19 protein-coding genes are annotated in these 26398 nt (G+C 68.5%); 8 read left to right on the forward strand and 11 right to left on the reverse strand.

Going from position 1 to position 26398, the window contains the following annotated elements; translation table 11 throughout:
• On the forward strand, positions 1-480 hold a 480-nt coding region (locus D7Y15_RS17435), incomplete at its 5' end, for an EamA family transporter (RefSeq protein ID WP_148712798.1).
• 6 nt (positions 481-486) lie between these two features.
• Here D7Y15_RS17435 and D7Y15_RS17440 read toward each other — a convergent pair.
• Positions 487-2274, reverse strand: a complete 1788-nt coding sequence (locus D7Y15_RS17440) for a DUF4157 domain-containing protein (protein ID WP_158629064.1) — start codon at positions 2272-2274, stop codon at positions 487-489.
• Positions 2275-2482: 208 nt separating this feature from the next.
• On the opposite strand from D7Y15_RS17440, the gene D7Y15_RS17445 reads away from it, so the two are divergent.
• Together D7Y15_RS17445 and D7Y15_RS17450 are read left to right on the forward strand one after the other, a co-directional pair.
• Positions 2483-3196, forward strand: coding sequence for a hypothetical protein (locus D7Y15_RS17445; RefSeq protein WP_121753294.1), 714 nt, complete (start codon positions 2483-2485; stop codon positions 3194-3196).
• Positions 3193-4119, forward strand: coding sequence for a type VI immunity family protein (locus tag D7Y15_RS17450; protein WP_121753295.1), 927 nt, complete (start codon positions 3193-3195; stop codon positions 4117-4119). Before D7Y15_RS17445 ends, D7Y15_RS17450 begins: the two co-directional genes overlap by 4 nt.
• Here D7Y15_RS17450 and D7Y15_RS17455 read toward each other — a convergent pair.
• From D7Y15_RS17455 to D7Y15_RS17470, 4 genes are all read right to left on the reverse strand, one after another.
• Positions 4116-6038, reverse strand: a complete 1923-nt coding sequence (locus tag D7Y15_RS17455; RefSeq protein WP_121753296.1) for a sulfatase-like hydrolase/transferase — start codon at positions 6036-6038, stop codon at positions 4116-4118. The genes D7Y15_RS17450 and D7Y15_RS17455 overlap by 4 nt on opposite strands.
• A 117-nt stretch (positions 6039-6155) precedes the next feature.
• Positions 6156-8129 (reverse strand): ATP-binding protein, encoded by a 1974-nt coding sequence (locus tag D7Y15_RS17460; RefSeq protein ID WP_121753297.1) that lies wholly within the window; start codon positions 8127-8129, stop codon positions 6156-6158.
• A 119-nt stretch (positions 8130-8248) separates the two neighbouring features.
• Complete coding sequence (locus D7Y15_RS17465; RefSeq protein ID WP_120578959.1) at positions 8249-15679, reverse strand: HAMP domain-containing protein; 7431 nt, start codon at positions 15677-15679, stop codon at positions 8249-8251.
• A 222-nt stretch (positions 15680-15901) separates the two neighbouring features.
• The gene (locus D7Y15_RS17470) at positions 15902-16801 is read right to left on the reverse strand and encodes a hypothetical protein (protein ID WP_121753298.1); all 900 of its coding nucleotides are present in this window, start codon (positions 16799-16801) and stop codon (positions 15902-15904) included.
• Positions 16802-16961: 160 nt separating this feature from the next.
• Between D7Y15_RS17470 and D7Y15_RS17475 the strand changes: the two genes are divergently transcribed.
• Both D7Y15_RS17475 and D7Y15_RS17480 read left to right on the forward strand, forming a co-directional pair.
• Positions 16962-17672 (forward strand): transglycosylase domain-containing protein, encoded by a 711-nt coding sequence (locus D7Y15_RS17475; RefSeq protein WP_158629065.1) that lies wholly within the window; start codon positions 16962-16964, stop codon positions 17670-17672.
• 161 nt (positions 17673-17833) lie between these two features.
• Positions 17834-18580, forward strand: a complete 747-nt coding sequence (locus tag D7Y15_RS17480) for a hypothetical protein (protein WP_120578956.1) — start codon at positions 17834-17836, stop codon at positions 18578-18580.
• Positions 18581-18653: 73 nt separating this feature from the next.
• Here the strand turns inward: D7Y15_RS17480 and D7Y15_RS17485 are convergent, their stop codons facing one another.
• On the reverse strand, positions 18654-19391 hold the full coding sequence (locus D7Y15_RS17485) for a MerR family transcriptional regulator (RefSeq protein WP_121753300.1): 738 nt from the start codon (positions 19389-19391) through the stop codon (positions 18654-18656).
• 354 nt (positions 19392-19745) lie between these two features.
• Here D7Y15_RS17485 and rsgA point away from each other — a divergent pair, with 354 nt between their 5' ends.
• On the forward strand, positions 19746-20843 hold the full coding sequence (gene rsgA, locus D7Y15_RS17490; RefSeq protein ID WP_120578954.1) for a ribosome small subunit-dependent GTPase A: 1098 nt from the start codon (positions 19746-19748) through the stop codon (positions 20841-20843).
• A 55-nt stretch (positions 20844-20898) separates the two neighbouring features.
• On the opposite strand, the gene D7Y15_RS17495 is transcribed toward rsgA, so the two are convergent.
• Together D7Y15_RS17495 and D7Y15_RS17500 are read right to left on the reverse strand one after the other, a co-directional pair.
• Positions 20899-21459 carry a hypothetical protein gene (locus D7Y15_RS17495; protein WP_121753301.1) on the reverse strand — a complete coding sequence of 187 codons (561 nt, stop codon included), beginning with the start codon at positions 21457-21459 and terminating at the stop codon, positions 20899-20901.
• Positions 21460-21553: 94 nt separating this feature from the next.
• Complete coding sequence (locus tag D7Y15_RS17500) at positions 21554-22159, reverse strand: TetR/AcrR family transcriptional regulator (RefSeq protein ID WP_167548267.1); 606 nt, start codon at positions 22157-22159, stop codon at positions 21554-21556.
• An 82-nt stretch (positions 22160-22241) separates the two neighbouring features.
• Between D7Y15_RS17500 and D7Y15_RS17505 the strand changes: the two genes are divergently transcribed.
• Entirely contained in the window at positions 22242-22991 is a 750-nt protein-coding gene (locus tag D7Y15_RS17505; protein WP_121753303.1) for a glucose 1-dehydrogenase, read from the forward strand.
• Between the two features lie 24 nt (positions 22992-23015).
• On the opposite strand, the gene D7Y15_RS17510 is transcribed toward D7Y15_RS17505, so the two are convergent.
• Together D7Y15_RS17510 and D7Y15_RS17515 are read right to left on the reverse strand one after the other, a co-directional pair.
• Positions 23016-23246 (reverse strand): hypothetical protein, encoded by a 231-nt coding sequence (locus D7Y15_RS17510; protein WP_120578950.1) that lies wholly within the window; start codon positions 23244-23246, stop codon positions 23016-23018.
• A 29-nt stretch (positions 23247-23275) separates the two neighbouring features.
• Positions 23276-24118, reverse strand: a complete 843-nt coding sequence (locus tag D7Y15_RS17515) for a 2-oxo acid dehydrogenase subunit E2 (RefSeq protein ID WP_121753304.1) — start codon at positions 24116-24118, stop codon at positions 23276-23278.
• A 113-nt stretch (positions 24119-24231) separates the two neighbouring features.
• Here D7Y15_RS17515 and D7Y15_RS17520 point away from each other — a divergent pair, with 113 nt between their 5' ends.
• Positions 24232-25158 carry a DUF1684 domain-containing protein gene (locus tag D7Y15_RS17520; protein ID WP_121753305.1) on the forward strand — a complete coding sequence of 309 codons (927 nt, stop codon included), beginning with the start codon at positions 24232-24234 and terminating at the stop codon, positions 25156-25158.
• A gap of 74 nt (positions 25159-25232) precedes the next feature.
• Here the strand turns inward: D7Y15_RS17520 and D7Y15_RS45790 are convergent, their stop codons facing one another.
• The gene (locus D7Y15_RS45790) at positions 25233-26129 is read right to left on the reverse strand and encodes a hypothetical protein (RefSeq protein ID WP_121753306.1); all 897 of its coding nucleotides are present in this window, start codon (positions 26127-26129) and stop codon (positions 25233-25235) included.
• Positions 26130-26398 lie beyond the last annotated feature (269 nt).

Consider the following 26398-nt stretch of genomic DNA (forward strand, 5'->3'; position numbering starts at 1 on the left):
GTGCTGGGGTTCGCGGGGGTGGCGCTGCTCAACCTGGGCGGTGACATGAGCGGCGGAGGCGTGGCGGCGCTGGCGGTGGTGGTGGCGCCGGCGGCGTGGGCCTTCGGGTCGGTGTGGAGCCGGCGGTTGCCGATGCCCGCGGGGTTGATGACGCCAGCGACACAGATGTTGAGCGCGGGCGTGATGATGATGGCACTGAGCCTCGCGTTGGGGGAGCGGATGGCGGACGCGGTGCCCCCGCGAGCGATGGTGTCGTTCGTGTATCTGGTGGTGTTCGGTTCGCTGGTGGCGTTCAGCGCGTATGGCTATCTGCTGAAGCACGCGAGGCCGGCGCTCGCGACGAGCTATGCGTACGTGAACCCGGCGGTGGCGGTGTTGCTGGGCGTGGTGTTCGCGGGAGAGACGCTGGGCCCCATGACCTGGGGCGCGATGAGCGCCATCCTGGTCGCGGTGATGCTGCTGGCCCGCGGGAAGCGGTGAGCCGGTTCAGCGTCCACAGCGGCTGATCTTGGAGATGCACATCGTCAGGGCATTGGCGAAGCCGTGGGCGTAACAGCTCTCGTGCCACGACTGGGCGATGAGCGGATCATTGACCTGGGTGGGCACGCGGGTCATCTGGAAGAACGAGCGGAGCTCGCCGCCATGGAGCTGGGGACCGTTGCGATCCTCGTAGTTGCGGGCGTAGTTCTCGAAGGTGATGCGGTCCGCTCCGCTCTCCGCGACCACTCCGCCCCAGTGATACTCCCACACCGGTTCGCAATAGACAGGCGGAGGAACGAGCGCCACCGGGCGGGGAGCCACCTCGTCCCGCATCCGCATCCAGTTGCGATTCTGGGCGTCCTGATAGCGCTCCATCGCGCCCACGGAGTACGTCTGGAACGCATCGCCCACCCGCGGGTCCGCATAGGCATTGAGGCCCAGACGGAAGAGGACCTGCTCGTAACGTGTGCGGAGCGTGAGCCCGTTGAGGGTGACGCCGTTGAGCGTCATCGCGGCATTGGCGCGGACCCGGTTCACCAGCCGGCCATAGTTGCGGCCAATGGGGCCGTTGAAGCCCGCGAGCGCCGCCATCTGGGCAACAGGGGTATTGGCGCCCGCCAGCGCGTGCTGCAATCCGACCTGGTAATCGTTGACCGCGCGTTGCCGGGCCGCGGCGGCGTTGGGGCCCTCTGCCTGTCCATGGAAGAGGAACGTGGTGAGGAGCTCCGCCAGCCGGAAGGGGATGTCGCCATGGGCCGGGAAGGCAGGGGCCCATCCTCCGAGCTGCCAGCGCGGTAGATTGAGGAAGAGCTGATTGCCGGACTGCGTGAGCCTCACGGTGCGCTGCGAGTCCTGCTGCTCCCCCATGACCTTGCCGGAGATTTCGTTGCAGTTCTGCGACACGGCGGGCTCGAGGTGCCCGTTCTCGGACATCGCCACCTGGAACAGACGCTTGGGTCCGGGGCCGCTCAGGAAGGGCAGACAGCCCGGCTGCGCGGGGGGCCCGATTTCAAGGTAGCGAGGCCCGGGGACCTTGGCGATGCGATAGCTGGAGCCCACGGACTTCAACGCGCGGTTGCACCGGGTGATGGCGCGCTCCGTGGCGAAGAAGTGCTTGGCCTGCTCGTGGCGGGGGTCGGTGTCCTCGATGGCGAGTTCGTTGTCATCCGAAACCCGGAGCGCGATCTGGTTGTGCGCCCGCACCATGACGTTCACCGTCCCCGAGTTGATGAGGAAGCTGTCCCCGTGCGTCTTCGGGTGGGGGTGGGGGCGCACGCCATCCCGCTGGGTCTCGAAGGTGGCGTTGTGGAGGTTGACGTCCTGGGCGACGAACTGGGCGTTCTGGATGACGTGGTACGCCTGAAGCGCGGGAGTGGGACAAGTCCCCGCCCAGGAAGCCGCGAGTTGCGCACGCCCACCCGAAAGGGCCTGTGCGGCCAGGGCCTCAGCCTCTGCTTCGAGGGCCTCATCCACGAGCAGCCCGGTCCCGCCGTTCCCATGAGGGACGCGTCCCGAGCGCTGTTGCAGCACATGCACCAGCTCATGCGCGAGGATCCGGGTCCCGCGAGACAGGTCGAGCTCCAGCGCGCCCGGAGCGAAGAGAATCTGCTCTCCCCAGCAGAGGGCCTTGGCCCCCAGCCTCGCGACCAGGGGATGCTCGTGCAGGCGCACAGCGCTCAGGTCGGCCCCGAAGGCGCGCTCGAACCGGACGCGCAACCGCCATGGGAGTGCCTGGCCCCGAGCGCAGGCCTGCGCCAGGAGCGAGGGGGTGATCCAACGGTGCCGAGCATCCAAGTTCCGTGCTCCCAATGTATCGGGGCGTGTCCCGTGAAGGGTCTATTAGACCAGGGCTCCCCCGCACACGCGAGCCGCTGACGACATCGCCAGAGGAGGCAATAGAGTCCGGCACGTGCGTCCCGTGACGAATCTCTGGATTGTCTGCGTCCTGCTGACGGCGTGTGCTGGCGGTTCCCGGCATTCCCGGCACGGAGAACTGGGATTCGTGGATTCGGAGACCGCTGGGAAGGCACGGCACGCGGCGTATGTGGCGGAGCAGGCCTCCGCGCGGGCCGCGACCCAAGCCATCGCCTCACCGTTGGTCAAGGCCATTCCTCCGGCCGTGCTCGCGCTGATGCAGCAGGACCATGACGCGGATGAGCTAGAGAAGCAGCTCGCCGAGTGCGCGGTCCAGGCGGAGCAGCTGGGGAACGTGCGCTACTTCCGCGACAGGCCTCCGACGCGCCAGGAGTGCGCCGAGGTAGTGGAGCAGGACCGCTGCGGCAAACCCGTGACGCGGGCCATGCAACTCGGCAAGCAGAAGCACGTGCTCGCCCTCCAGTGCGCTGAAGCGGTGTTGAAGGAATTGTGGCCCGCGCCCTACAGCATTGAGCAGCGCTACCGCTACTACCCGAACGCACGCTTCCTGGAGACCATCAGCCGGGAGAAGGAAGCACGACTCATCGCCGAAGGTTGCACCGAGGAACTCCGAGGCACCATCAAGCCGGACATCGTCCTGCACGGAGACCGCAACCTGCTCAAGTCCGCGCTCACCCTGGACTTCAAGTTCCCGTGTCCGGACACAAATGAGCCAGCCTGGGCAAGGTATGGCACGGGCACCTACGCCGGCATGTCTCAGCGGACCGTCTATGAGGAAGCCCTGGGAGGGCAGGCCTTGCTCATTTCGCCCCGCGCAGGAGTCAAAGAGGTGAAGCCATGACAAGGGAGTACCCTGCCATCCGCCTGTGGTCGAAAGGTTCACCTCCGATCGCCGCTGCCCGCGATGGCATCGGCCTCAGCTTCTTCATCCATCGCGACCACAAGGAGATTGCACCTGCGGTGTGGCGTGCCCTGCAAACCTATCTCCGCGCCATTCCTCCGGGCTCGCTGGGTTGGTACGGCACGGATGACGGAGACATCCTGGAACTTGATGACAAGGGCTGGGGGGTGGTTCGTCAGCAGATGCTTGAGCGCCCCTGGGGCTACAGCGGGAACGCGAACCTGTCGGAAAGCCCTGGTGGAGAAGAGATCTCCAGCGGCTACATTTTTGAGTACGAAGGCTGGTCTCCCGACAACCCTTTCGGGAATGCCCCCATCAACGCGGTGTCCTTCACCTTTCCCACAGACTACTTCCAGGAAAACGGTGCGGCCCACCTGCGCACACTGGCACTGGAGCTCGCTCGGGAGCTGCCCTTCAACTTCGGATACGCCAGCTTCGCCATCATTTCGTCCCACGGTATGTCGAGCGCGGCGAAGTGGTCCCTCATCGAATCACTCCTCGCGCGATATCCCGGCCTGGACCTCCATCACGGCACGGGTTTCAGCTCCAGATTGGGGACCCGCGCGCTGGGCCCCTACTGGCTCACCTTCCTGGGACAGCCTCTGCTCGGACAGATGGGCGGCATCGACGCGCTCCGGAACGCGCTCCCCTTCCCGGAGGTCTCCCTGCTCCCCATTGACGGAGACCGCGTCCTCGTCACCCTGGACGAATGGCCAGACCCCATCGACACACAGACGAAGGCCATCCCCCCCCAGTACCGCGCACTGGCCCGGCTGATGGAGCCCTTCCTCTTCCAGTACGAAGGAGAAGGGCTCCCTCTCTACCAACACGACACGAACCAGTGGCTCCGCCGGTTCCTCTAACCCTGCGGCCAGGGTGACAGCTTCTCCGCCTCGTACCGCCCCAGCAGCGCATGCGTCGCGCGCGCCGCCTCTTCCACCTCCACGCGGGACAGCCCTCGCGGCAGTGACGGAATCAGCGTCGGGAACGGCTGGTCGAAGACGAGCAGGTTCTCCATCTCCAGCGGATCCGTCTCCAGGGCATAGAGCTCCCACTGGTCCGCGTGCTCTCCGGATGGGTCAAACGTCCTCGCCAGCTTCCAGCGGGGCGTGCGCACGCAGCGGACGTGGTTGGGCTGGCACACCGCTCCAGGCTTCAACCCGGGCACCTTGCCCTGCTCCCTCAGCCGCTCCACCGCTCGCGTGTACACGGTGAACAGCGCGTCATCATGCATCTGGTGCGGGTCGCCCGTGCGCGGCAGCGGCTCTGTGATTTCGTCGTCCGTGATGAAGAGCACGCCTTCTCGCGGCATGCCGTTGGGCTCCATCACCGTGGAGGACTCTCCCCTCGCCAGCGGGCTCAGGTCCGCGCCCACGAACGGCGGCACCGGACGGTGGAGCCTCAGGTCCGTGCGGATCACCGCCTGCTCCTCGCGGGTAATCCCCGCCAGCCCCAGCACCGTGGGCACGATGTCCGCGTGACTCGTCAGCGCGTCGATGTATCGCGTCTTCTGCTCCTCGGAGAACTGCACCACCAGCGGCACGTGCAGCGCCTCCTGGTAGGACGTGTGCCACTTCTCCATCAGGTAGCCGTGCGCCGCGCCGTACTCGCCGTGGTCGGAGAGGAACACCACCACCGTGTTCTCCCGCAGCCCCGTCTCGTCCAGCGTCCGCAGCACCCGCTCGATGTGCCCGTCCACCAGGTGGATGAGCCACGCGTAGTACTGCTGGAAGCGCAGCGCCGCCTTCTCCGGGTCGTGCGTCAGCTGGAACGGGATGCCCGCGTTCAACGTCACCGTCACCGGGTCGATGTTCTCGTTCGCCTGGTGCATCGTCAGGCCCGTCTTCGACGACAGCGCGAGCCCCACCTTGTACGCATAGTCCCGCTGGCAGGCCGGCTTGTTCTCCAACGTGTCGTGCAGGTTCGACGGCACGCTCGCGTTGTCCTGCGGGAACCCCAGCGGGTTCAGCGGCACCGTGAACGTCCCCCCCGTGGGCGCCACCGACCGTCCCCCCGTAGGCACCATCAACGGCCCCACCTTGGGCCCCGCCGGATCCAACTGCCGCGGCAGGATGGGATACGTCGCGATGTCGTGCGGATTGGTGAACGACGCCACCGCCAGCCACGGCTGGGGCTCGCTCCCCGGCGCGGCGGCCCGGGGCGCCTCGTACGACTGCTCCGCCAGCGCCCGGTTGTACGGCTCACCCAATGCCATCCGCCGCAGGAAGCCGCACGCCAGGTCCGCGAAGCCTTCGTCACGGAACGCGCCCAGGTTGTTGATGGAGGCCCCGTGCGGCTCCGGATACGACAACTCCCAGTCGTCAAAGCCATACTGTTTCAGCGAGTGGTCCGGAGGATTGCTCACATGCCACTTGCCGAAATAGTGCGTGTGGTAGCCCGCCTTCTGGAACCAGTGCCCCAGCGTCGGAATCCCATCCGCTGACAGCCACGGGAAGGCCGCCGCGTCACCGCTCTTGAACAGGCCGTCCGTCTGCGTGACGCCCGTGCGCGTGCCGTACTGCCCCGTGTAGATGACCGCGCGGCTGGGAGTGCACGCCGACGCCGCGATGGTGTGGTTGCGGAACACCGCCGCGTTCTTCCGCAGCGCCGCGAAGCCGGGGAAGAACTTCCGGAACGGGTTGTCCTCCCCTCCCTCGTCCACGAAGCCCAGGATGTCCTTGATGGCCGGCAGGAAGCCGCCATCAGGCCCATAGGCGAACGGGGGGAACTGGAGCTGATCGACCGTCAGGATGAGGATGTTGGGCCGCGAGGGAGTGGACATGCCCCGTCCCTGAGCACGCGCCATACCAACGGCCTTCCCAGAGACACCGGCCCCACGCCCCGCGTCCCCGGGGAACGCAAGCAGCCCTCCGCCGCGTCCCCACCCGACGCGGAAGGTTCAGCTCGGCGTGCGCGAGGACTCCGTCGGCGTCGCCGCCTGGGCCTCCGTGCGCCGGGGCAGCCAGACGTTGAAGGTGGAGCCCTGGCCCACCGTGCCCGTGGACTCCGCCCAGATGCGGCCGCCGTGCTGCTCCACGATGCCCTGGCTGATGGTGAGCCCCAGCCCCAGCCCGCCGTACTTGCTGCCGTGCGCGCGGCCGAAGCGCTCGAAGATGAGGCGCTGTTTCTCGCTGGGGATGCCCACGCCCTGGTCCTTCACGGACAGGTGCACGCCGCTGTCGCCCTCCACCGCCAGGCGCACCAGCACCTGGCCGCCTTCGGGCGAGTAGCGGATGGCGTTGGACAAGAGGTTCGTCAGCACCTGGTCCAACCGCCCCCGGTCCCACGTGCCCTCCAGGCGCTCGGGGACCTCCACCTTCAGCTCGTGCGTCTGGGACAGCACCGCCATGCGGTCCCGCGTCTCCAGCACCAGCTGCGACAAATCAAACGGCTCCAGCTCCAATGACAGCCGCCCCGCCTGCAACCGGCTGATGTCCAGCAGGTCCTCCACCAGCTTCGCCATGCGGTCGATCTGCCGGTTGATGATCTGCAGCGACTTGCCGGGGCCGGCCTCCGTCTGCCCGCCCAGCTTGAGCAGCGCCAGGTGCGCGTGGCCCTTCGCCGCGGCCAGCGGCGTGCGCAATTCGTGGCTCGCGGCGGCGAGGAACGCGTCCTTCGCCTCGCTCGCCAGCCGCAGCGCCGTCTCCGCGCGCTGGCGCTCGGTGATGTCGCGCGCCACGGAGATGAAGCGGCCGGGGCCCTCCCCTTCCGCCACGTACTGGAGCACCACCTCCACCGGCACCTCCGAGCCGTCGCGGCGGCGGTGGTTGGTGGAATACGTCTGCGACGGCAGCGTGCCGGACATCAGCGGCGCCAGCAGCTTGCGGAAGCCCGTCTCGTCGAAGGCGCTCTCCACCTCCAGCACCGACAGGCCCACCAGCTCCTCCACGGAGGAGGACAGCTGCTTGGCCGCGCCCGCGTTCGCGTACGCGAGCGTGAGCGAGTCCGGGGTGAACATCAGGACGCAGTCCAGCGTGGCGTCCAGCGTCGTCTTGAAGCGCCCCAGCGCCTCCTCCGCGCGCCGCTTGTCGTCGATGTCCGTGGCGATGGCCAGCCAGCCCACCAGCTGCCCGTGCTCGTCGCGCTCCGGCACCGCGCGCGCCAGGTGCCAGCGGTAGACGCCGTCCTTGCGACGCAGCCGGAACTCCTGCGTGCTGCTCTGCACCTGCACCACCCCGTCGCTCCACACGCCGCGCATCCGCTCGCGGTCCGCCGGGTGCACGTCCAGGAGGAACGAGGAGAGCGACAGCTCATACCCCTCGTGGTGGCCGGTGTAGTCCCGCCAGGCGCGGTTGGCGTACGTCAGCGCCCCATCCGCGCGAGCCGCCCACATGGGCTCCGGCAGGGACTCCGTGAGCCGCCGGTAGCGCAGCGCGCTCTGGCGCTCCAGGGCCTCGCGGTCGCGCTGGCGCAGGAGGGCCGCCTGGCGCTGGAGCTGCTGCTCCTTGAGGAACAGGTCCACGAAGACGCTGACCTTCGAGCGGAGGATTTCCGGGTCGAAGGGCTTGAGCAGGTAGTCCACCGCGCCGTGCGCGTAGCCCTTGAAGACATGCGCCGCGTCACGGCTGAGCGCGGTGAGGAAGATGATGGGGATGGTGCGCGTGCGCTCGCGCTGCTTGATGAGCGCCGCGGTCTGGAACCCGTCCAGCCCCGGCATCTGCACGTCCATCAGGATGACCGCGAAGTCGCGCTGCAACAGCTGCTTGAGCGCCTCCTCGCCGCTGGTCGCCTTCACCAGGTCCTGGCCCAACGGCTCGAGGATGGCTTCCAGCGCCAGCAGGTTGGCCGGATGGTCGTCCACCATCAGGATGGCCGCGCGCGGGGTGGCGGCGGCTTCCTGGGGACGTTCCGGAGTGTGCTCTGTGGAGTTCATGTGCGCAGCGGGGGAGCGCGTGGGTCAGGGGACCCGATACACGGCGAACAAGGCTAGGGCTGCCCCCTTCCAGACGGAAGTGCCAAGGGGGCTCAAGGATGGATCGTCCTCGTTGAGTATCAAGCACTCACCCACAGCCGGACCAGTTCCAACAGCTTATCGGTATCCACCGGCTTGGGCAGGTAGTCACTCGCGCCGGCCGCCATGCACTTCTCCCGGTCGTCCTTCAGCGCCTTCGCGGTGACGGCGATGATGGGGAGGCTGGCGTACTTGGGGTCCTTGCGGATGGCACGCATGGTTTCATAGCCATCCATCTCCGGCATCATCACGTCCATCAGCACGACATCCACGTCGGGGTGCTGACCGAGCATCTCAATGGCAGCCCGCCCGTTCTCCGCGAAGACCACCTGCATGCTGTGATTTTCCAGCACGCTGGTGAGCGCGAAGATGTTTCGCATGTCGTCATCCACCAGGAGCACCTTCTTGCCGGCCAGCGGTGCGTCCTGGTCGTTGCGCTGCGCCAGGGCCGCGCGCGCGCGCGCCGGGAGGTTCTCGTCCAGGCGGTGCAGGAAGAGCGCTGTGTCGCTGAGCAGCTGGTCGGGGCTCTTCGCGCCGCTCTTCAGGATGACGCTGCCGGTGTAGCGCCGCAGACGGGCCTCGTCCTTGGGCGTCAATTCACGGCCGGTGTAGACGACGATGGGCAGGTCGCGGAAGCGCTGCTGCGTCTTCACCTCCTCCACCAGCTTGATGCCGTCCATGTCGGGCAACAGGAGGTCGATGACGAGGCAGTCGTACTCGTTCTCCTCCAGCTTCGCGAGGGCCTCCTGGCCGGACGCTACCGCGGTGACGACGACGTCACCGCCGTCGCTGAGCAGCTGGGTGAGGCTGTTGCGCTGCACGTCATCGTCTTCGATGACGAGCAGGCGGCGCTCGCGGCGCTCCAGGAAGCGCGACAGCTGTCCGAAGACGCGCTCCAGCCCCTCCTTGCTCACGGGCTTGGTGAGGTAGCCGAACGCGCCCTGGGTGTTGCCCAGGTGCTTGTCCATCACGCTGATGATGTGGACGGGGATGTGGCGCGTGCGCGGGTTGCGCTTGAGGCGGTCCAGCACGCTCCAGCCGTCCACCACGGGCAGCTGGATGTCCAGGGTGATGGCGTCCGGCTGGTACTCGTGCGCCATGGACAGGCCGCTGTCACCGCGCGTGGCGACCAGGGCCTTGAAGCCCTTCTCGCGCGCCATCTGCACCATGATGCGGGCGAACTTCAGGTCGTCCTCGATGATGAGCAAGGTGCGGTCGCCCTCGCGGATGAGCTCGCGGTCGTCCTCCACCACGACGGGCGTGTGCGAGCCCTCCACCTGCGGGGGCAGCGCGGCGTCCAGCACATGGGCCTGCGGCTCGGCCACCGGGGACGGCGGCGCGAGCGGCGTCGTCGCCGTGACGATGCCGGACGTGGACGGGGGGGCGTGCGTCTCCGGCAGGGCTCCCAGCGCGCGACTGGCCTCGTCGTTGCCCTGCCCGCCCTCCTCGTCCGCGCCCTGGTACTCCGGCGGCAGGTAGAGGGTGAAGGTGCTGCCCTTGCCCGGCTCGCTCTCCAGGCGGATTTCGCCGCCCAGCAGCTTGGCGATTTCGCGGCTGATGGACAGGCCCAGGCCGGTGCCACCGTACTTGCGCGCGGTGGAGCCGTCCGCCTGCTGGAACGCCTCGAAGATGATGCGCTGCTTGTCCTTGGCGATGCCGATGCCGGTGTCCTTCACGGCGAAGGCCAGCACGTGGCGCGAGCGGCGCAGCGCCTCGTGGTCGAAGCGGATGCCCTTGTCCGCCAGGCGCACGGTGAGCTTCACGCCGCCCTCGTCGGTGAACTTGAAGGCGTTGGAGAGCAGGTTCTTGAGCACCTGCTGCAGCCGCTGCGGGTCCGTGCGCACGTGGCGCGGCGTGCCCGTCAGCACCTCCACCTGGAAGGTGAGGCCCTTCTGGTCCGCCACCGGGCGGAAGCTGCGGTCGATGAACTGGTTGAGCTCCGTGAGGACGATGTCCCGGGGCTCCACCTGCATCTTGCCCGCCTCCACCTTGGACAGGTCGAGGATCTCATTGATGAGGCTGAGCAGGTCCCCGCCGGACGCGTAGATGGTGTTCGCGTACTCCACCTGCTTGTTGGAGAGGTTCCCGTCCTTGTTGTCCGACAGGAGCTTCGCGAGGATGAGCAGCGAGTTGAGCGGCGTGCGCAGCTCGTGGCTCATGTTGGCCAGGAACTCGCTCTTGTACTTGGAGATGATGGTGAGCTGCTCCGCCTTCTCCTCCAGGCTGACGCGCGCCAGCTCCACCTCGCGGTTCTTCTCCTCCACGCGGGTGTTCTGGTCCGCCAGCTCCTTCGCCTTGTCCTCCAGCTCGATGTTGGTGCGCTTCAACTCATCCTGCTGCTGGGTGAGCTCACGCGACTGGCTCTGGAGTTCCTGGGTCAGGCGCTGCGACTCGGAGAGCAGGGTCTCCGTGCGCATGTTCGCCATGATCATGTTGAGCACCACGCCGATGCTCTCCGTCAGCTGATCCAGGAAGATCTGGTGGATGGCGCTGAACGGGTGGAACGAGGCCAGCTCGATGACGGCCTTCACCTCGCCCTCGAAGAGGACGGGCAGGACGATGATGTTGAGCGGCGCGGACTCACCCAGCCCGGAGGAGATGGTGATGTAGTCCGACGGCACGCGCGTCAGCAGGATGGTCTTCTTCTCCAGCGCGCACTGGCCGACCAGTCCCTCGCCCAGGCGGAAGCGGTTCGCCAGGTGCTTGCGCTCCCGGTACGCGTAGGTGCTGGTGAGCTTGAGGGACGGCATGCCTCCCTCGGGGTCGGAGAGGAAGAAGGCGCCGTGGTGCGCGGACACCAGCGGGGTCAGCTCGCTCATGATGAGACGGCTGACGGCGTCCAGGGACTTCTGGCCCTGCATCATGCCGCTGAACTTCGCCAGGTTCGTCTTGAGCCAGTCCTGCTCCTGGTTCTTCTGCGTCGTCTCACGCAGGTTGACGATCATCTGGTTGATGTTGTCCTTCAGCGCCGCGACCTCGCCTTCGGCGACGACCGTGATGCTGCGGGTCAGGTCGCCCTTGGTCACGGCGGTGGCCACGTCGGAGATGGCGCGCAGCTGGCTGGTGAGCGTGCCGGCCAGCTGGTTCACGTTGTCCGTCAGCTGCCGCCACGTGCCGCGCGCGCCGGGCACGCGGGCCTGGCCGCCCAGCTTTCCTTCGATACCCACCTCGCGGGCCACCGTGGAGACCTGCTCCGCGAAGGTGCCCAGCGTGTCGGTCATGTTGTTGATGGTGTCCGCGAGCGCCGCCACCTCGCCCTTCGCGTCCACGATGAGCTTCTGGGTCAGGTCGCCGTTGGCCACCGCCGTCACCACGCGCACGATGCCGCGCACCTGGGTGGTGAGGTTGGAGGCCATGAAGTTCACGTTGTCCGTGAGGTCCTTCCACGTGCCGGCCACACCGGGCACGCGGGCCTGGCCGCCCAGCTTCCCTTCCACGCCCACCTCGCGGGCCACCGAGGAGACCTGCTCCGCGAAGATGCCCAGCGTGTCGGTCATGTTGTTGATGGTCTCCGCCAGGGCGGCCACTTCGCCCTTCGCGTCCACCACCAGCTTCTGCTTGAGGTCGCCGTTGGCGACGGCGGTCACCACCTTCACGATGCCGCGCACCTGCGTGGTGAGGTTGCGGGCCATGAAGTTCACGTTGTCCGTGAGGTCCTTCCACGTACCGGACACGCCCTTCACTTCCGCCTGACCGCCCAGCTTGCCTTCCGCGCCCACTTCACGCGCCACGCGGGTCACTTCGGAGGCGAAGCTGTTCAGCTGGTCCACCATCGTGTTGATGGTGTTCTTCAGCTCCAGGATTTCGCCCTTCGCGTCGACGGTGATCTTCTTGGACAGGTCACCGTTCGCGACGGCCGTGGTCACCAGCGCGATGTTGCGCACCTGGCTGGTGAGGTTGGACGCCATGCTGTTCACGTTGTCCGTGAGGTCCTTCCACGTGCCGGCGACGCCGGGCACCGCGGCCTGACCACCCAGCTTGCCGTCCGTACCCACTTCCTTCGCGACGCGGGTCACTTCGGAAGCGAAGGCGCGGAGCTGGTCCACCATCGTGTTGATGGTGCTCTTGAGCTCCAGGATTTCGCCCCTCGCCTCCACGGAGATCTTCTGCGACAGGTCGCCGTAGGCCACCGCCGTGGTGACCTTGGCGATGTTGCGCACCTGGTCCGTGAGGTTCGCGGCGAGGACGTTCACGTTGTCCGTGAGGTCCTTCCACACGCCCGCGACGCCGGGCACCGCGGCCTGGCCGCCCAGCTTGCCCTCCGTACCCACTTCCTTACCGACGCGCGTGACTTCCGAAGCGAACGCGCGGAGCTGGTCCACCATCGTGTTGATGGTGTTCTTCAGCTCCAACACCTCGCCCTTCACGCTCACGGTGATCTTCTGGGACAGGTCGCCGTTGGCCACCGCCGTGGTCACCTTGGCGATGTTTCGCACCTGGTCCGTGAGGTTGCCGGCGAGGACGTTCACGTTGTCCGTGAGGTCCTTCCACACGCCGGACACGCCCTTCACGTCGGCCTGACCGCCCAGCTTGCCTTCCGTACCGACTTCCTTCGCGACGCGCGTCACTTCCGCGGCGAACGCGCGGAGCTGGTCCACCATCGTGTTGATGGTGCTCTTGAGCTCCAGCACCTCACCCTTCGCGTCCACGGTGATCTTCTTGGACAGGTCGCCGTTCGCGACCGCCGTCGTCACCTCCGCGATGTTTCGCACCTGGGCCGTGAGGTTGTTGGCCAGCAGGTTCACGTTGTTCGTGAGGTCCTTCCACGTACCCGCGACACCCGGCACTTCCGCCTGGGCGCCCAGCTTGCCTTCCACGCCCACCGTGCGCGCGACGTCCGTCACCTGCTGCGCGAAGACGGACAGCGTCTGCGTCATCGCGTTGATGGTGTCCGCGAGCGCGGCGATTTCACCCTTGGCCTCCATCACCAGCTTCTGGGACAGGTCGCCGTCGGCGACCGCCGTCACCACCTTGACGATGCCGCGCACCTGGGTGGTGAGGTTGAAGGCCATGCTGTTCACGTTGTCCGTGAGGTCCTTCCACACGCCGGACACGCCCTTCACGTCGGCCTGACCACCCAGCTTGCCGTCCGTGCCCACTTCCTTCGCGACGCGCGTCACTTCCGAGGCGAACGCGCGGAGCTGGTCCACCATCGTGTTGATGGTGCTCTTGAGCTCCAGCACCTCGCCCTTCGCGTCGACGGTGATCTTCCGGGACAGGTCGCCCTTCGCGACCGCCGTCGTCACCTCGGCGATGTTACGGACTTGATCGGTGAGGTTGTTCGCCAACAGGTTCACGTTGTTGGTGAGGTCCTTCCACGTGCCCGCGACGCCCGGCACCACGGCCTGGGCGCCCAGCTTGCCTTCCACGCCCACCGTGCGCGCGACGTCCGTCACCTGCTGCGCGAAGATGGAGAGCGTCTGGGTCATCGCGTTGATGGTGTCCGCGAGCTCCGCCACCTCGCCCTTGGCCTCCATCTTCAGGCGCTGGGTGAGGTCGCCGTTCGCGACGGCGGTCACCACCTTGGCGATGCCTCGCACCTGGGTGGTGAGGTTGGACGCCATGAAGTTCACGTTGTCCGTGAGGTCCTTCCACGTACCGGACACGCCCTTCACTTCCGCCTGACCGCCCAGCTTGCCGTGCGTGCCCACCTCGCGGGCCACGCGCGTCACTTCGGAGGCGAAGCTGTTGAGCTGGTCCACCATCGTGTTGATGGTGTTCTTCAGCTCCAGGATTTCTCCGCGCGCGTCGACGGTGATCTTCTTGGACAGGTCACCGGTGGCCACCGCCGTCGTCACCAGGGCGATGTTGCGCACCTGGGTGGTGAGGTTGGAGGCCATGCTGTTCACGTTGTCCGTGAGGTCCTTCCACGTGCCGCCGACTCCGGGCACCGCGGCCTGACCGCCCAGCTTGCCGTCCGTACCCACTTCCTTCGCGACGCGGGTCACTTCCGCGGCGAACGCGCGGAGCTGGTCCACCATCGTGTTGATGGTGCTCTTGAGCTCCAGCACCTCGCCCTTCACGTCCACGGTGATCTTGCGCGACAGGTCGCCATTGGCGACGGCGGTGGAGACCTCCGCGATGTTGCGCACCTGGCTGGTGAGGTTGGACGCCATCAGGTTCACGTTGTCCGTGAGGTCCTTCCACGTCCCCGCGGCGCCGGGCACCTGGGCCTGGGCGCCCAGCTTGCCCTCCACGCCCACCGTGCGCGCGACGCTGGTCACCTGCTGCGCGAACACGTTGAGCGTGTCCGTCATGTTGTTCAGCGTGGCGCCCAGCGCGGCGATTTCACCCTGCGACGGCACCATCAGCTTCTGGGTGAGGTCACCGTTGGCGACCGCCGTCACCACCTTCACGATGCCGCGCACCTGCGTCGTGAGGTTGGACGCCATGAAGTTCACGTTGTCCGTGAGGTCCTTCCACGTGCCGGACACGCCGGACACCGCGGCCTGACCGCCCAGCTTTCCTTCCGTACCCACTTCGCGCGCGACGCGCGTCACTTCGGAGGCGAAGCTGTTGAGCTGGTCCACCATCGTGTTGATGGTGCTCTTGAGCTCCAACACCTCGCCCTTCACGTCCACGGTGATCTTGCGGGACAGGTCGCCGCGGGCCACCGCAGTCGTCACTTCCGCGATGTTTCGCACCTGCGCGGTGAGGTTGCCGGCGAGGACGTTCACGTTGTCCGTGAGGTCCTTCCACACGCCGGACACGCCCTTCACGTCGGCCTGGCCGCCCAGCTTTCCTTCCGTGCCGACTTCCTTCGCGACGCGCGTCACTTCGGCGGCGAAGCTGTTGAGCTGATCCACCATCGCGTTCACGGTGGTGCCGATGCGGAGGAACTCGCCCTTCACGGGCTGGCCGTCGATCTCCAGCGCCATCTTCTGGGTGAGGTCGCCTTCGGCCACCGCCACCAGCACGCGGGCGACTTCCGTGGTGGGCTGCACCAGGTCGCCGATGAGGGCGTTGATGGACTGGACGCTGGTGGCCCAGTCGCCGCGCACGTCGCCCAGGTTCACGCGCTCGCCCATGCGGCCTTCGCGGCCGACGACGCGCTCCACGCGGACGATCTCGTGGGTGAGCGTGGAGTTGAGCGTCACCACCGCGTTGAACGCGCGGGCAATCTCATCCATGACCACGTCCTGCGCGCCCGACGGCAGCCGCACGGAGAAGTCACCGCCCTGCACGGCCCGGAGCGCCGCCAGCAACTGCTGGAGCGGAGGAGGGCCACCGGGGCGCAGGCCGTCATCAGCGGCCGGGCGGCTGTTGCCGTTGCGGCTTCGCGAGGGAGCACGGCGGGCGGTCGCGGGCTCGGCACGCGTCGCCTCCACGTTGCTCAGCCGGTTGGCCGCGACGTTGCCCTGCGAGCGGGCGCCTGGAGGGCCAGCGTCCTGGCTTGCGGCGGTGGCGGCTGTCTTTCGGCCGTTGGCGCGCTTGCGGGGAGCGGAGGAGCTGGAAGCCTTGGTGTCGTCCACGAATGAAACCCCTGATCGGCGGAAGCGTTGCGACCGGTACTGCGAAACCGGCCCGCGATCCCAGGAACGTCCAATGAGTTCGCGGGTTTGTCGAATGTAAAGCTGGGGCGGAATGGCCCCAGCTGTCAGGCACTGAACGCCGTGCCTGGGCCTGAGCCCCACCAACCCCGAAAGCCCCGGGTCGCAGTCGCGGGCCCGAGGAGAAACCTCCCCATAACAGTTTCAGGGAGGCGAGGCGGTGCACGGGAAGCCATCGCACCCCTGCACATACAACGCCCGCCCCGAGAGCCTCCGGGCAGGCGCGCGAGTGCGTGCGGGCATCACTTCGCGTGCTCCCGTGCGGACATCGAAGCGCAGCGAGCCCGGCCCCGATGCGTCCGGGGAAGCAGTGGCGCCACAGGCGAGCAGGACCTGATCCGCGGTGTCGAGCCACCACAGGAACTCCACGGCGCACGGGGCTTCCGCCCGCACCAGTTCCAGGGTGCGCGCGTCGTAGACGATGACGCCGCCGCCCCACTCCACCGCCGCGAGCACGCCGCCAGGACCGATGGACAGACGGCCTCCTGGACCCGGCACCTGCGCCTGGCCCAGCACCTTGCCGTCCGGCGCCACGGAGACGAGCTGCCCGGTGGCATCCAGCGCGAGGACTCCGCCCGCGTGGCCGATCAGCCATTCCGGTGGAGTGATGTCGCCCACCGGCAGCAGCGCGCCGTCCCGCTCCCGCAGCAGGTGACCTCCGGCGGCGGCCCACAGACGGCGTGCGCCGTCGAAGGCGAGCGCGGTGGTGCCGGGGATCTCCAGCCGGGAGTGTGAACCATCCTCGCCGCAGACCGCGACGACGCGGGGCCCGAACACCGCCGCGCGCGACGCATCTGGCGCCACGGCCCAGCCCAGCCGCGTGACCCCTTCGAGCTGCCGCGCCAGACAGTCATTGAGCGCGCCCAGGTGCGCGTCTCCGGCGGGTGAGGCGATGAGGTACGGAAGGCTGGTGGTGGAGACGTAGAGCAGCAGGCCCAGGCCCGCGGCGATGACGAGCGTGAGCGGCCATGCACGGGCGCCCACGCTCCGCGCGAGGCGCGCGCTCTTGCGGCCCGCCGCCAGATGCCCTTCCCGTCCGCTCACGCACGCTCCTCCCGGGACCAGAGGACAGCACAGAAACGGGGCGGAGACTGCTCACCGCGACACGAATGCCCGCCTGCTGGACACCCCGGACGTGGCCCACGCCCTGCAATCCGTGGAGGGCATGCCTTTCTCATGGCGTTTCCGTCGGCGGATGCGGCTCGTGGGCCTCGGACTGTGCGCGTTGGGCCTCATGTTCGTGGGGCTCCTGGCCGCGATGGAGGGCATGTACCAGGTGCTGCTGCGAAGGCTTCCCTCGCTTCCCACTCCGCCAAGCGCCACCGACCGGCTGCCGGCGAACCTCGCCCGGGTGTACTGGAGCCTGTACGAGCCCGGGGGCTCGATGACGGTGAAGCCCGTGCGGCCCTGGACCGTCGCGTGGACCGTGACACGCACCATCGTGTCCAAACCTTCTCGGATGGATGTGCCTCCGGGATGGACGCTCGCGGACACGGTCGCCCGGCGTTGGCACCCGGAGGGGTCGGCTCGCCTGCTGTTGCATGAGCGATTGACGCTGGGCATCTGGCTCACGCGTCACTGGACGGCGGAGGAGCTGCTGGCCTTCGAAGCGCGGCGGATGCCGCTGGGACATGGCCTCCGCGACCTGCCCGAAGCGGCCCGGCACTACCTGGGAAAGGAGGCTTCGGACCTCACGCTGGCGGAGGCGGCGCTGCTCGTGACCATGAATGATGATCCACGGTGGCGGAAGCACCCCGAATGTTTCATCGACCGCCTTCAGCCGCGCAGGGATGGACGGCTGCGCCGCATGCGCATGGCCGGCTCGCTGACACCGGAAGAAGAGGCGGAGGCGCGTGCCTGGCCTGTCGTCCTGGATATCGCGCCCCTCGCACGACACCCCTGCCCACCGCCCTGAGCGCGCAGGGAGCGCGTGCGTGCAAGCCCTGTCCCGCGTGCTTCGTCCCATGAATGACCTGCGAGCTGGCGGCCTGCCTTGTGCCGGCTGGTCCTGACGGGTTGCCCTGTCCGGTGAAGCACACACCTTTACGCCTCAAGCGAGGGGAAAGGATTCCTGACATGCGACGCTCCATTGGCACCGCGGCACTGGCCTTCAGCTTCTTGCTCTCCACCAGCGCGCTCGCCCAGCAGGTAGGCGACGGTTCGAGCCCCGGGACGACCCCCGGCTCCTCGGGCGCTTCGCCAGAGATGATCAACAGCGGGCAGACAGGCACCGCTGGCTCGTCGGGCACGGTCACGCCCGGCACCAACAACTCCACGGGCGTGCAGACGGGCAACACCGCCACCGGCACGGGTGGCTCTGGCACCGGCGTGAACCCGACTCCGGGCACCACCGGCACCGGCACCACGGGCGGTAGCACTTCCGGTACCGGCGGCACCGGGACCAGTGGCATCGGCACGGGCACGGGCACCACCGGCTCCAGCACGGACACCTACGGCACCGGGAGCACCTCGCCGTCCACCGGCACGTACACGCCGCCCTCGACGAGCACCGGCACCTACGGCGGCGCGGGCACCAGCACCACCGGCGTCGGCAGCTCCGGTAGCAACGGCACCATTGGTGGCTCCGGCAGCACCGGCACCATTGGCGGCACGGGCACCGGCACCACCGGCGCCACCGAGCCCGGCAACGAGTCCAACGGCTCGACCGTCATCAACCCGGGCGGCACCGGTACGGGCGGCACCAGCGGCACGACTGGCACGGGCGGCGTCGGAGGCACCGGCACCAGCGGCTCCGGCGGCACCATGGGCGGCGTGGGCGGCACCGGCACCGGTGGCTCCAATGGCACCATTGGCGGCCAGTAGCCTTCAGCGAGCTGCATTTGCATGACAGCCACGGCCGCCAGCCCTTCGCTGGCGGCCGTCGCCGTGTCTGGCTTTACTTCGGCGCGTCCAGACAGGCCATGGCCCGGCCCACGTACTCCATGAGCTTCGGGTCGCGGCCCTGACGCTGGGCCATCCGCGGCTCCTGCTGGTGCATCGTCTGGAGCGACTTCTCCATGCCGGGGTTGCCGCCCGTGAAGGCGCGGACGAGCTCGCGCCAGCGCGTGGCCAGGGCCCGCACCGGCTCGGACGCGGGGTCGGCGCCCTGCTCCATCTGTTCGCGCATGCTCGCGATGAGGCGGGGCCACTCGGCCTCCACCTGCTTGATGGCGTCGTCACCCATCGCCTGGCGACGGGCCTCCAGCTCCTTCAACTGCTCCGGGGTGTAGTACTTCTCGAACATGGTCATGGCCTCGATGGTCTGTAGGAAGTCGTCGGCGGAGACCGGCTCCGCCGCGCGCAGCTGCCGTGCGAGGGAATCCAGGCGGTCGCAGAGCTGACGCTGTTCCGCCAGCTGCTCCCGGGCCCGCTGGAGCCGCAGCTCCACCACGCGCAGGGCGGAGAAGTCCGCCCGGCCCAGCGTCTCGGCAATCTCCTCCAGCGAGAACCCGAGCTGCTTGAGCGACAGGATGTGACTCAGGCGGGCAATGTCCTCCGCCGTGTAGAGCCGATGCCCCGACGCCGTGTGCGCCGAGGGCTTGAGCAACCCAATCTCGTCGTAGTGGTGCAGCGCGCGGATGGACAGCCCCGTGCGCCGGGCCAGCTCCCCGACCTTCAGCTCCGTGTGCTGCATGCCTCACCCCTTTCCAGCCACGGTCTTCGCGTGACTGGATGTCATGGGTACAACCTCACGTCGCGTGAGGTTCAAGGGGGAAAACGCACGGGGGTGGCCAGCGGCCGACAGGAATTGTTAGGGTCCCGCACGGAACGGCGATGACCGCCGGTGGTTCCACGCACCTTGAGGAGACCCGTCCTGATGACTCCGCCCCTTGTCGTCGTCGCGGCCCTGTCCGCCACGCGGGCGCCCATCCGCTGAGCCGGTCGCATCACCGTCGTCCGTCGCAGCGCGAGCCCCGCTTCCTTCACGCCCGGCGCCCCGGAGTCCTCTCCCCGCGCCCCAGGCATCGCTCTGCCCGGAGTTCCCCAAGTGTCACTTGAAACCCTCGGCTGGGGTCCCGACCTCGACCTCGCGCTGTCCAACACCGTCTCGCAGTCGTCTTCCTCCTCGTCCCTCGTCCCCGGGCGCGTCGTGCGCCAGCAGCGGGGACTGCTCACCGTGCAGACCGCCGGCGCGGCCTTCCTCGCGCGCGCCTCCGGACGCCTCCTCCATCAGGCCCAGGGCCCGGAGGCCCTGCCCACCGTGGGCGACTGGGTCCTCCTGCAACCGCCCGCGTCCGGTGACGGAGAGGCGCTGATGCACTCCGTGCTGCCCCGCCGCAGCCTCCTGAAGCGGCGCGAGGCGGGCAGCGAACACGACGGCCAGCTCATCGCCGCCAACGTGGACGTGGTGTTCCTCGTCGTGGGGTTGGACGGCAACTTCAACCCCCGCCGCATCGAACGGTCCCTCACGGTGGCCTGGAACAGCGGCGCCACGCCCGTCGTGCTCCTCAGCAAGGCGGACCTCGCGGACGACGCGGCCGGGCGCGTCCTGGAGGTGCAGGCCCTGGCCCCCGGCGTGGACGTGCTCGCGGTGAGCGCGCGAACGGGCATGGGCGTGGAGGACGTGCGCGCACGGCTTCCTCCCAGCAGGACTGGCGTGCTGCTGGGCTCGTCCGGCGTGGGCAAGTCCACGCTCGCCAACCGGCTGCTGGACGCCGCGCGACTCGTCACCCAGCCCGTGCGGCCGGAGGACGACAAGGGCCGGCACACCACCACGCACCGGGAGCTGTTCGTGCTGGAGCACGGCGGCCTCATCATCGACGGGCCCGGCATGCGCGAGCTGGGCCTGTGGGGCGACGACGAGGAGGGCCTGGCCAACGCCTTCGCGGACCTCCTCGCGCTGGCCACCGGCTGCCGCTTCAGCGACTGCGGCCACCAGGGTGAACCGGGCTGCGCGGTGAGGGCGGCGGTGGAGAACGGCACGATCCCCGAGGAGCGGCGCGCGAACTTCGCGAAGCTCCTGCGCGAGCAGGCCTTCCAGCACCGCCAGACGGACGCCACCGCGCAGCGCGAGCACAAGCGGGTGCAGCGCAACCAGTCCAACGAGGGCTGGGCCCGGACGCGCTCCAAGCGGCGCGGCGAATAGACAGACACCTCCGGGCGCGGCGCGGACACCTTCGCGCGCCGCGTCCGGATGTATTTCAGAGTCCGGGGCTCGAATCCGGCACGGAGCCGGGCGGCGGCAGCGGCGGCGGAGTCGGGGCGTCGAGCACCGGGACCTCACCCTCCTCCGGTGCGTTCACGGAGTCCGGCACGCGGGCCGGCGTCTCCGGGCCCGTGCCCAGGTCCTGCCGCGGATTGACGTTCTGGGACTCCGACGCGCAGGCGTAGGCCACGGTGCGCGAGCCCACCAGGAGCGTGGGCACCAGCAGACCAATCGCGGCGCAGTTGCCCTGTTCCTCGTCAGTGCGGTTGCCGCCAGCGCACACCGCCGACCCGATGAACGCGCCCGCCACCGCCAGGCCCGCCTGGATGAGGAAGTCGCTGGGGGTCGCGCGGCTCTGCGCCCACGCGATGCCGTTCTTGCACTCGCTGCCAGGGGGACTCGACACGGGCAACAGGCCCACCGCCGTGAACCACTGCCGGTCCTGGTGGACCTTGGGCTCCGGCCGCAGGTTCGTGACGATGCTCGTCCGATAGCAGCCCGTCTGCCCCAGCATCAGCGCCACCATCGACGCCGCCACCGCATGTGCCTTCCGCATCAATGCCCCCAATCCCGGTGAGTGACCGCATGCACCCGCGTTCAGGCCTCTGTGCCTAGCCTGAACGCGGGGGTCACCGGAAGAGGGGACGGCTCTAGCGACGGCGCTTCACCGGGGCGGGCAGATGTTCGAACGCCGTCTCCACCATGCCGCGCAGGCTGGCCTCGTCCATGCCCGCCTTGCCCACGGCCTCCAGCCCCCGGAAGACCGCGAGCAGCATGGCACCCAACCTCTGTGAGTCAGCGTGGGCGGCAAGGTCCCCATGTGCCCGGGCCTGCTCCAGGCAGCGAACGAACGCGGCCTCCAGCCCCCGGAAGGTCTCCAGTGCCCGGTCCGCCACGTGCGCGTCCTGCGCCGCCAGCTCCGACGTGCCTCGCGCCAGCAGACACCCTCGCCGGTTCGCGGGCGCCGCGGACGCGGTGGCAACGCCCAGCATGTACTGGCGCAGCCGCTCCAGCGCTCCTGCGTCCGGCCCCTCCAGCGTCTTCTTCACCGACTCCACGGAGCTCACGCAGTACGTGTCGAACACCTTCAGGAAGAGCTGATGCTTGTCGCCGAAGGCTCCGTAGAGGCTGCCCTTCCCCAGCCCCGTGGCCCGCATCAGGTCGTCCATGGACGTCGCCGCGTAGCCCTTGTTCCAGAACTGGTCGCGCACCGCCCGCAGCACCTGCGCTTCATCGAATGTCCGAGGCCGAGCCATGCCCGGAAAATAAAAGTTATTGACCGTTCGGTCCACCATTCTTAGATATGGACCACGAAGTCCATAACCAAGGAGTGGGACGATGGGCAGGCTCGACGGGAAGGTGGCAGTCGTCACGGGTGGAACCACGGGCATCGGCTTCGCGTCCGCGAAGCGCTTCGCGCAGGAGGGAGCGAAGGTGTTCCTCACCGGCCGCCGGCAGGCGGAGGTGGACCGGGCGGTGCAGGAGATTGGCCACGGCGCGGTGGGAGTTCGCGGGGACGTGTCCGTGATGGCGGACCTGGACCGGCTCTACGCGCGGGTGAAGGAGGAGTCGGGGCACCTGGACGTGGTGTTCGCCAACGCGGGCGGCGGCGAGTTCGCGGCGCTGGGCTCCATCACGGAGGCGCACTTCGACCAGACGTTCAACGTCAACGTGAAGGGCACGCTGTTCTCGGTGCAGAAGGCGCTGCCCCTGTTGAAGGACGGCGGCTCCGTCATCCTGACGGGCTCCACCGCGGGCTCGGACGGCTCGGCGGCGTTCAGCGTCTACGCGGCGACGAAGGCGGCGATCCGCTCGTTCGCGCGCACCTGGGCAACGGACCTGAAGGGGCGGCGCATCCGGGTGAACACGCTCAGCCCGGGCCCCATCGACACGCCGGGACTCAACGGGCTGGCGGCCGACGCGGCGGGGGCGAAGCAGATCAAGGAGTACCTCACCAGCCTCATCCCGCTGGGACGCATGGGGCAGCCGGACGAGGTGGCGAAGGCGGCGCTGTTCCTCGCGTCGGACGACAGCAGCTTCGTCAACGGCGCGGAGCTCTTCGTGGACGGCGGCGCCGGGCAGGTCTGAGCGGCCCGGCGAGGAAGGACCGCGTCAGTCTTCCTTGCCGTCCGGGTTCGACGCGGCCAGCTTGCGCATCTTCGCGGCGAAGGGGCTCTCGCCGTTCACCGGCAGCGGGCCGCCGGCCATGCGCTGGCGGCGGTCCATGGCGAGGTGGCCCTCGGGAGGACCTTCCAGGGCTTCCTTCTCGAAGCGGTCCTGGCCGCTCAGCACCCGTCCCACGGGACGGGACGAACCGACGCGACGAAAGGGATCCACGGACATGGTGCCGACCTCCGGATGACGCCCCTGTTCTACCGCGCTTCGGTCCCCGGTGCATCCCACCCCCGGGGATCCTCCAGCGCTCCGCCGATGTGCCGAAGCACCCGCGCGGCCAGGTCCACGTCGATGAGGCGCGCGTCCCAGGTGCAGGTGAGCGTCATGGCCTTGCCGGGCACCAGCGCTCCGTCCTGCACCACGGGCACGTCCCGCACCAGCCCGGGCGCCAGCAGGAGCGGCACGCGGGTGTAGGGCACCATCGCGACGAAGCCCCGCTCCAGCCCCAGCGAGCCCAGGTTCGTCACCGCCACGGAGCCGAACGGGTCGAACGGCATGCCCACGCGGCGCAGGTTCACGTTCAGGCCGTACCAGACGAAGGACAACAGCCGCAGCGCGGGGCCCATCAGCCAGCCGGGCAACAGCGACGAGCGGCGCTTGCCCCGCTCAATCTCCACGTCCTCACGCGCGCGGACCCGCGACACCCGCGACTCCATGGCGTCCGCCAGCGCCTCCAGCGACTTCTGGTCCGCGCGGTGCACGGTGGCGGTGGTCAGGTCCACGCGCGACGCGCCGCTCGCTGGCTGCACCACCAGCACGCAGACGCCCACGTCCTCGCGCAGCCACGGGCGCTGGCCGCGCAGCACGACGTTGGCCTCCGGGTAGCGGCGCAGCGCGTCCGCCGCGGCCTTCGCCACCAGGTGCGTCACCGTCAGGCGGCGGCCGGTGAGCGTGCGGTGCGTGGCCATGAACGCGAGCGCCGGCTCCATGCGGACCTCCAGCGCCGCGTAGGCGGTGGGGTCGCGGGGCGCGCGCCACGTCCCCAGCGCGAGCTTGCGCAGGGCACTGGCCGGAGACGCGGGATGGAGGTCCAGGTTCATGGAAGGTTTCTCAAGCCTTTGCACGGTGGGAGGACCGCGCGCAACCGGGACGGGCACCTGTTAGACATTGGCCCCAGCGCCCCTGCCCCTCCCGTCCTTCGAGGCCCATCCGCATGAGCACCCTCGCCCTGGTCCTGTCCCTGGCATTACAGGCCTCGCCGCCCGCGACGAAGCCGCTCCCGAAACCCGCCGCGCAGGCGGAGAAGAAGGCCCCCGCGGAGGACGTCGCCGCCGCCACCCAGGCGTGGCACGCCGAACGGCTGCAACGCCTGCAATCGCCAGACGGATGGCTGACGCTGGTGGGGCTCACCTGGTTGAAGGAGGGCGAACAGACGGCCGGCTCCGCTCCCGACAGCGCGGTGCCACTGCCCTCGTCGGCGCCGGCCAGGGCGGGGACCTTCGTGCGCAAGGGTGACACCGTGAGCTTCCAGCCCGCGCCGGGTGTGGCCTTCACGCTGGAGGGCAAACCCTTCACCGGCGGCGCGCTGAAGACAGACGAGAAGGAAGCGCCGGACGTGGTGCGGCTGGGCACCGTGAACTTCCAGATCATCCGCCGGAAGGACCGGCTGGGCGTGCGGGTGAAGGATTCAGAGGCGGCGACGCGCAAGCAGTTCCACGGCATCCCGCTGTATCCGGCCAGCTCGGACTGGAAGGTGGAGGCGCGGCTGGTGCCGGACGACAAGCCGCGCATGCTCAGCGTGCCCACGGTGCTGGGGTACGCGGAGGAGATGAAGTCCGCCGGCACGCTCGTCTTCAAGGTGGCGGGCAAGGAGTACCGCCTGACGCCCGTGGGGGAAGAGGGCTCGGACGAGCTGTTCATCGTCTTCGGCGACGAGACGAACCGCGACACGACCTACGGCGCCGGCCGCTTCCTCGAAGCGCCGCTGCCGGACAAGGACGGGCGCGTCGTGCTGGACTTCAACCGCGCCTACAATCCGCCGTGCGCCTTCTCTCGCTTCGCCACCTGCCCGCTGCCTCCGCGCGGCAACCGCCTGTCCCTGCGCGTGGAAGCCGGTGAGAAGCGCGCGGGAGAGCACTGACCCCACCAAACGCCTCCGCCCGCTTCCCTCCAGGAGGGAAACGGGCGGCGTGGGGGCGTCATCAAGCTGAAACCTCAGAGCTGGATGTTCTTCTCCACTTCCGCCATGCGGAAGCGCGCCATCGCCAGGTTCGCGTTCGCGCGGTGCAGCGCGATGTAGAGGAACAGGCCTTCGCGGGCCGCGAGCGGACGGATGATGTGGTACTGCTCGCCCAGGGTGATGAGCATGTCCTCGATGCGGTCCTTGATGCCCAGGGCCTTCATCGTCTTCAGCTTGGCGCGCATCACCTCCGTGTTGCCCGCCGCCGCCGCCTCGACGTTGAACCCCGCGGATCCGACACTTCCCAATGTCATCCCGCTGTTGGCATCCGCGAGACAGACCGCGAACGCCCCTTCAATCTTCATCGCCTCTTCCAGCGCCTGCTTCACGTTCGCCATGACTTCACCTTCCAGTAGGACGGGGGGACCGGCTGGGGACTGCGACTGCGGAACGGCAGGCTGCGTCTGCGTGGTTTCGGCCGTGAGCTCCGCCAGGTCGAACGTCAGCTGGCTGGAGTAGGAGCGCGGCTGCGGCACGAAGAGGGCCTGCGCCTCCGTCAGTCCGCAGAGCGTCTCCAACTGCACCGCCAGGTGGCGGCACAGCACGTCGCGCAGCGTGTCGCGCGGCACCAGGCCCCACGCCACCAGCGTCTCGCAGAAGTTGCCGCCACTCTTGCGGCACTCCGCCATCACCTGCTCGACGTCCTCGCGGCTCACCAGCTTCGCGTCGATGAGCGCCGTGGAGAAGCTGCGCGAGCCCGGGCCCGTGAGCACCGTCCACGCCACCTTGCGCTCCACCACGAAGATGCGCCCGGAGACCGTGGTGGACTTCACCACCACCTCACCGCCCAGCTTGCTCTCCAGCGCTTCGTTCAACACCGCCCGGACGACCTGACGGGGCTGGGACACCACGTTTCGGGGAGCCGGATTCATTCGGGAGTCACAGTGACCGTCAGTGTTGGCGCGGTCCGTCAAGGGGGCGGGGCTGGCGAAACAATAAGCAACTACGCTGCATAATGGCAACCCAGCTGTAAAATTCAGGGATTTTATGACTCCCCTGGGGTTGGTGGAACCCCGTACAAACGTCTGAGTGTCTTGTATCGAAGAACCAAAGACAACGGAACAATGCCAGCGCAGCAAAAACCCGGCGCATGCGTCCGACAGCGCAATGCGTCGAGGGGATGCGGGGTTGTCCCCTCAAC

Origin of the sequence: Corallococcus sp. AB030, from assembly GCF_003668965.1 — a bacterium.
GTDB classification, from domain to species: Bacteria; Myxococcota; Myxococcia; order Myxococcales; family Myxococcaceae; genus Corallococcus; species Corallococcus exiguus.

Excerpts from the sequence above, each read along its gene's own strand:
- D7Y15_RS17450 (WP_121753295.1), top strand. The coding sequence starts at position 3,193 with ATGACAAGGGAGTACCCTGCCATCCGCCTGTGGTCGAAAGGTTCACCT.
- D7Y15_RS17455 (WP_121753296.1), bottom strand. The coding sequence starts at position 6,038 with ATGTCCACTCCCTCGCGGCCCAACATCCTCATCCTGACGGTCGATCAG.
- D7Y15_RS17460 (WP_121753297.1), bottom strand. The coding sequence starts at position 8,129 with ATGAACTCCACAGAGCACACTCCGGAACGTCCCCAGGAAGCCGCCGCC.
- D7Y15_RS17480 (WP_120578956.1), top strand. The coding sequence starts at position 17,834 with ATGCGACGCTCCATTGGCACCGCGGCACTGGCCTTCAGCTTCTTGCTC.
- D7Y15_RS17485 (WP_121753300.1), bottom strand. The coding sequence starts at position 19,391 with ATGCAGCACACGGAGCTGAAGGTCGGGGAGCTGGCCCGGCGCACGGGG.
- D7Y15_RS17495 (WP_121753301.1), bottom strand. The coding sequence starts at position 21,459 with ATGCGGAAGGCACATGCGGTGGCGGCGTCGATGGTGGCGCTGATGCTG.
- D7Y15_RS17500 (WP_167548267.1), bottom strand. The coding sequence starts at position 22,159 with ATGGCTCGGCCTCGGACATTCGATGAAGCGCAGGTGCTGCGGGCGGTG.
- D7Y15_RS17505 (WP_121753303.1), top strand. The coding sequence starts at position 22,242 with ATGGGCAGGCTCGACGGGAAGGTGGCAGTCGTCACGGGTGGAACCACG.
- D7Y15_RS17510 (WP_120578950.1), bottom strand. The coding sequence starts at position 23,246 with ATGTCCGTGGATCCCTTTCGTCGCGTCGGTTCGTCCCGTCCCGTGGGA.
- D7Y15_RS17515 (WP_121753304.1), bottom strand. The coding sequence starts at position 24,118 with ATGAACCTGGACCTCCATCCCGCGTCTCCGGCCAGTGCCCTGCGCAAG.
- D7Y15_RS17520 (WP_121753305.1), top strand. The coding sequence starts at position 24,232 with ATGAGCACCCTCGCCCTGGTCCTGTCCCTGGCATTACAGGCCTCGCCG.
- D7Y15_RS45790 (WP_121753306.1), bottom strand. The coding sequence starts at position 26,129 with ATGAATCCGGCTCCCCGAAACGTGGTGTCCCAGCCCCGTCAGGTCGTC.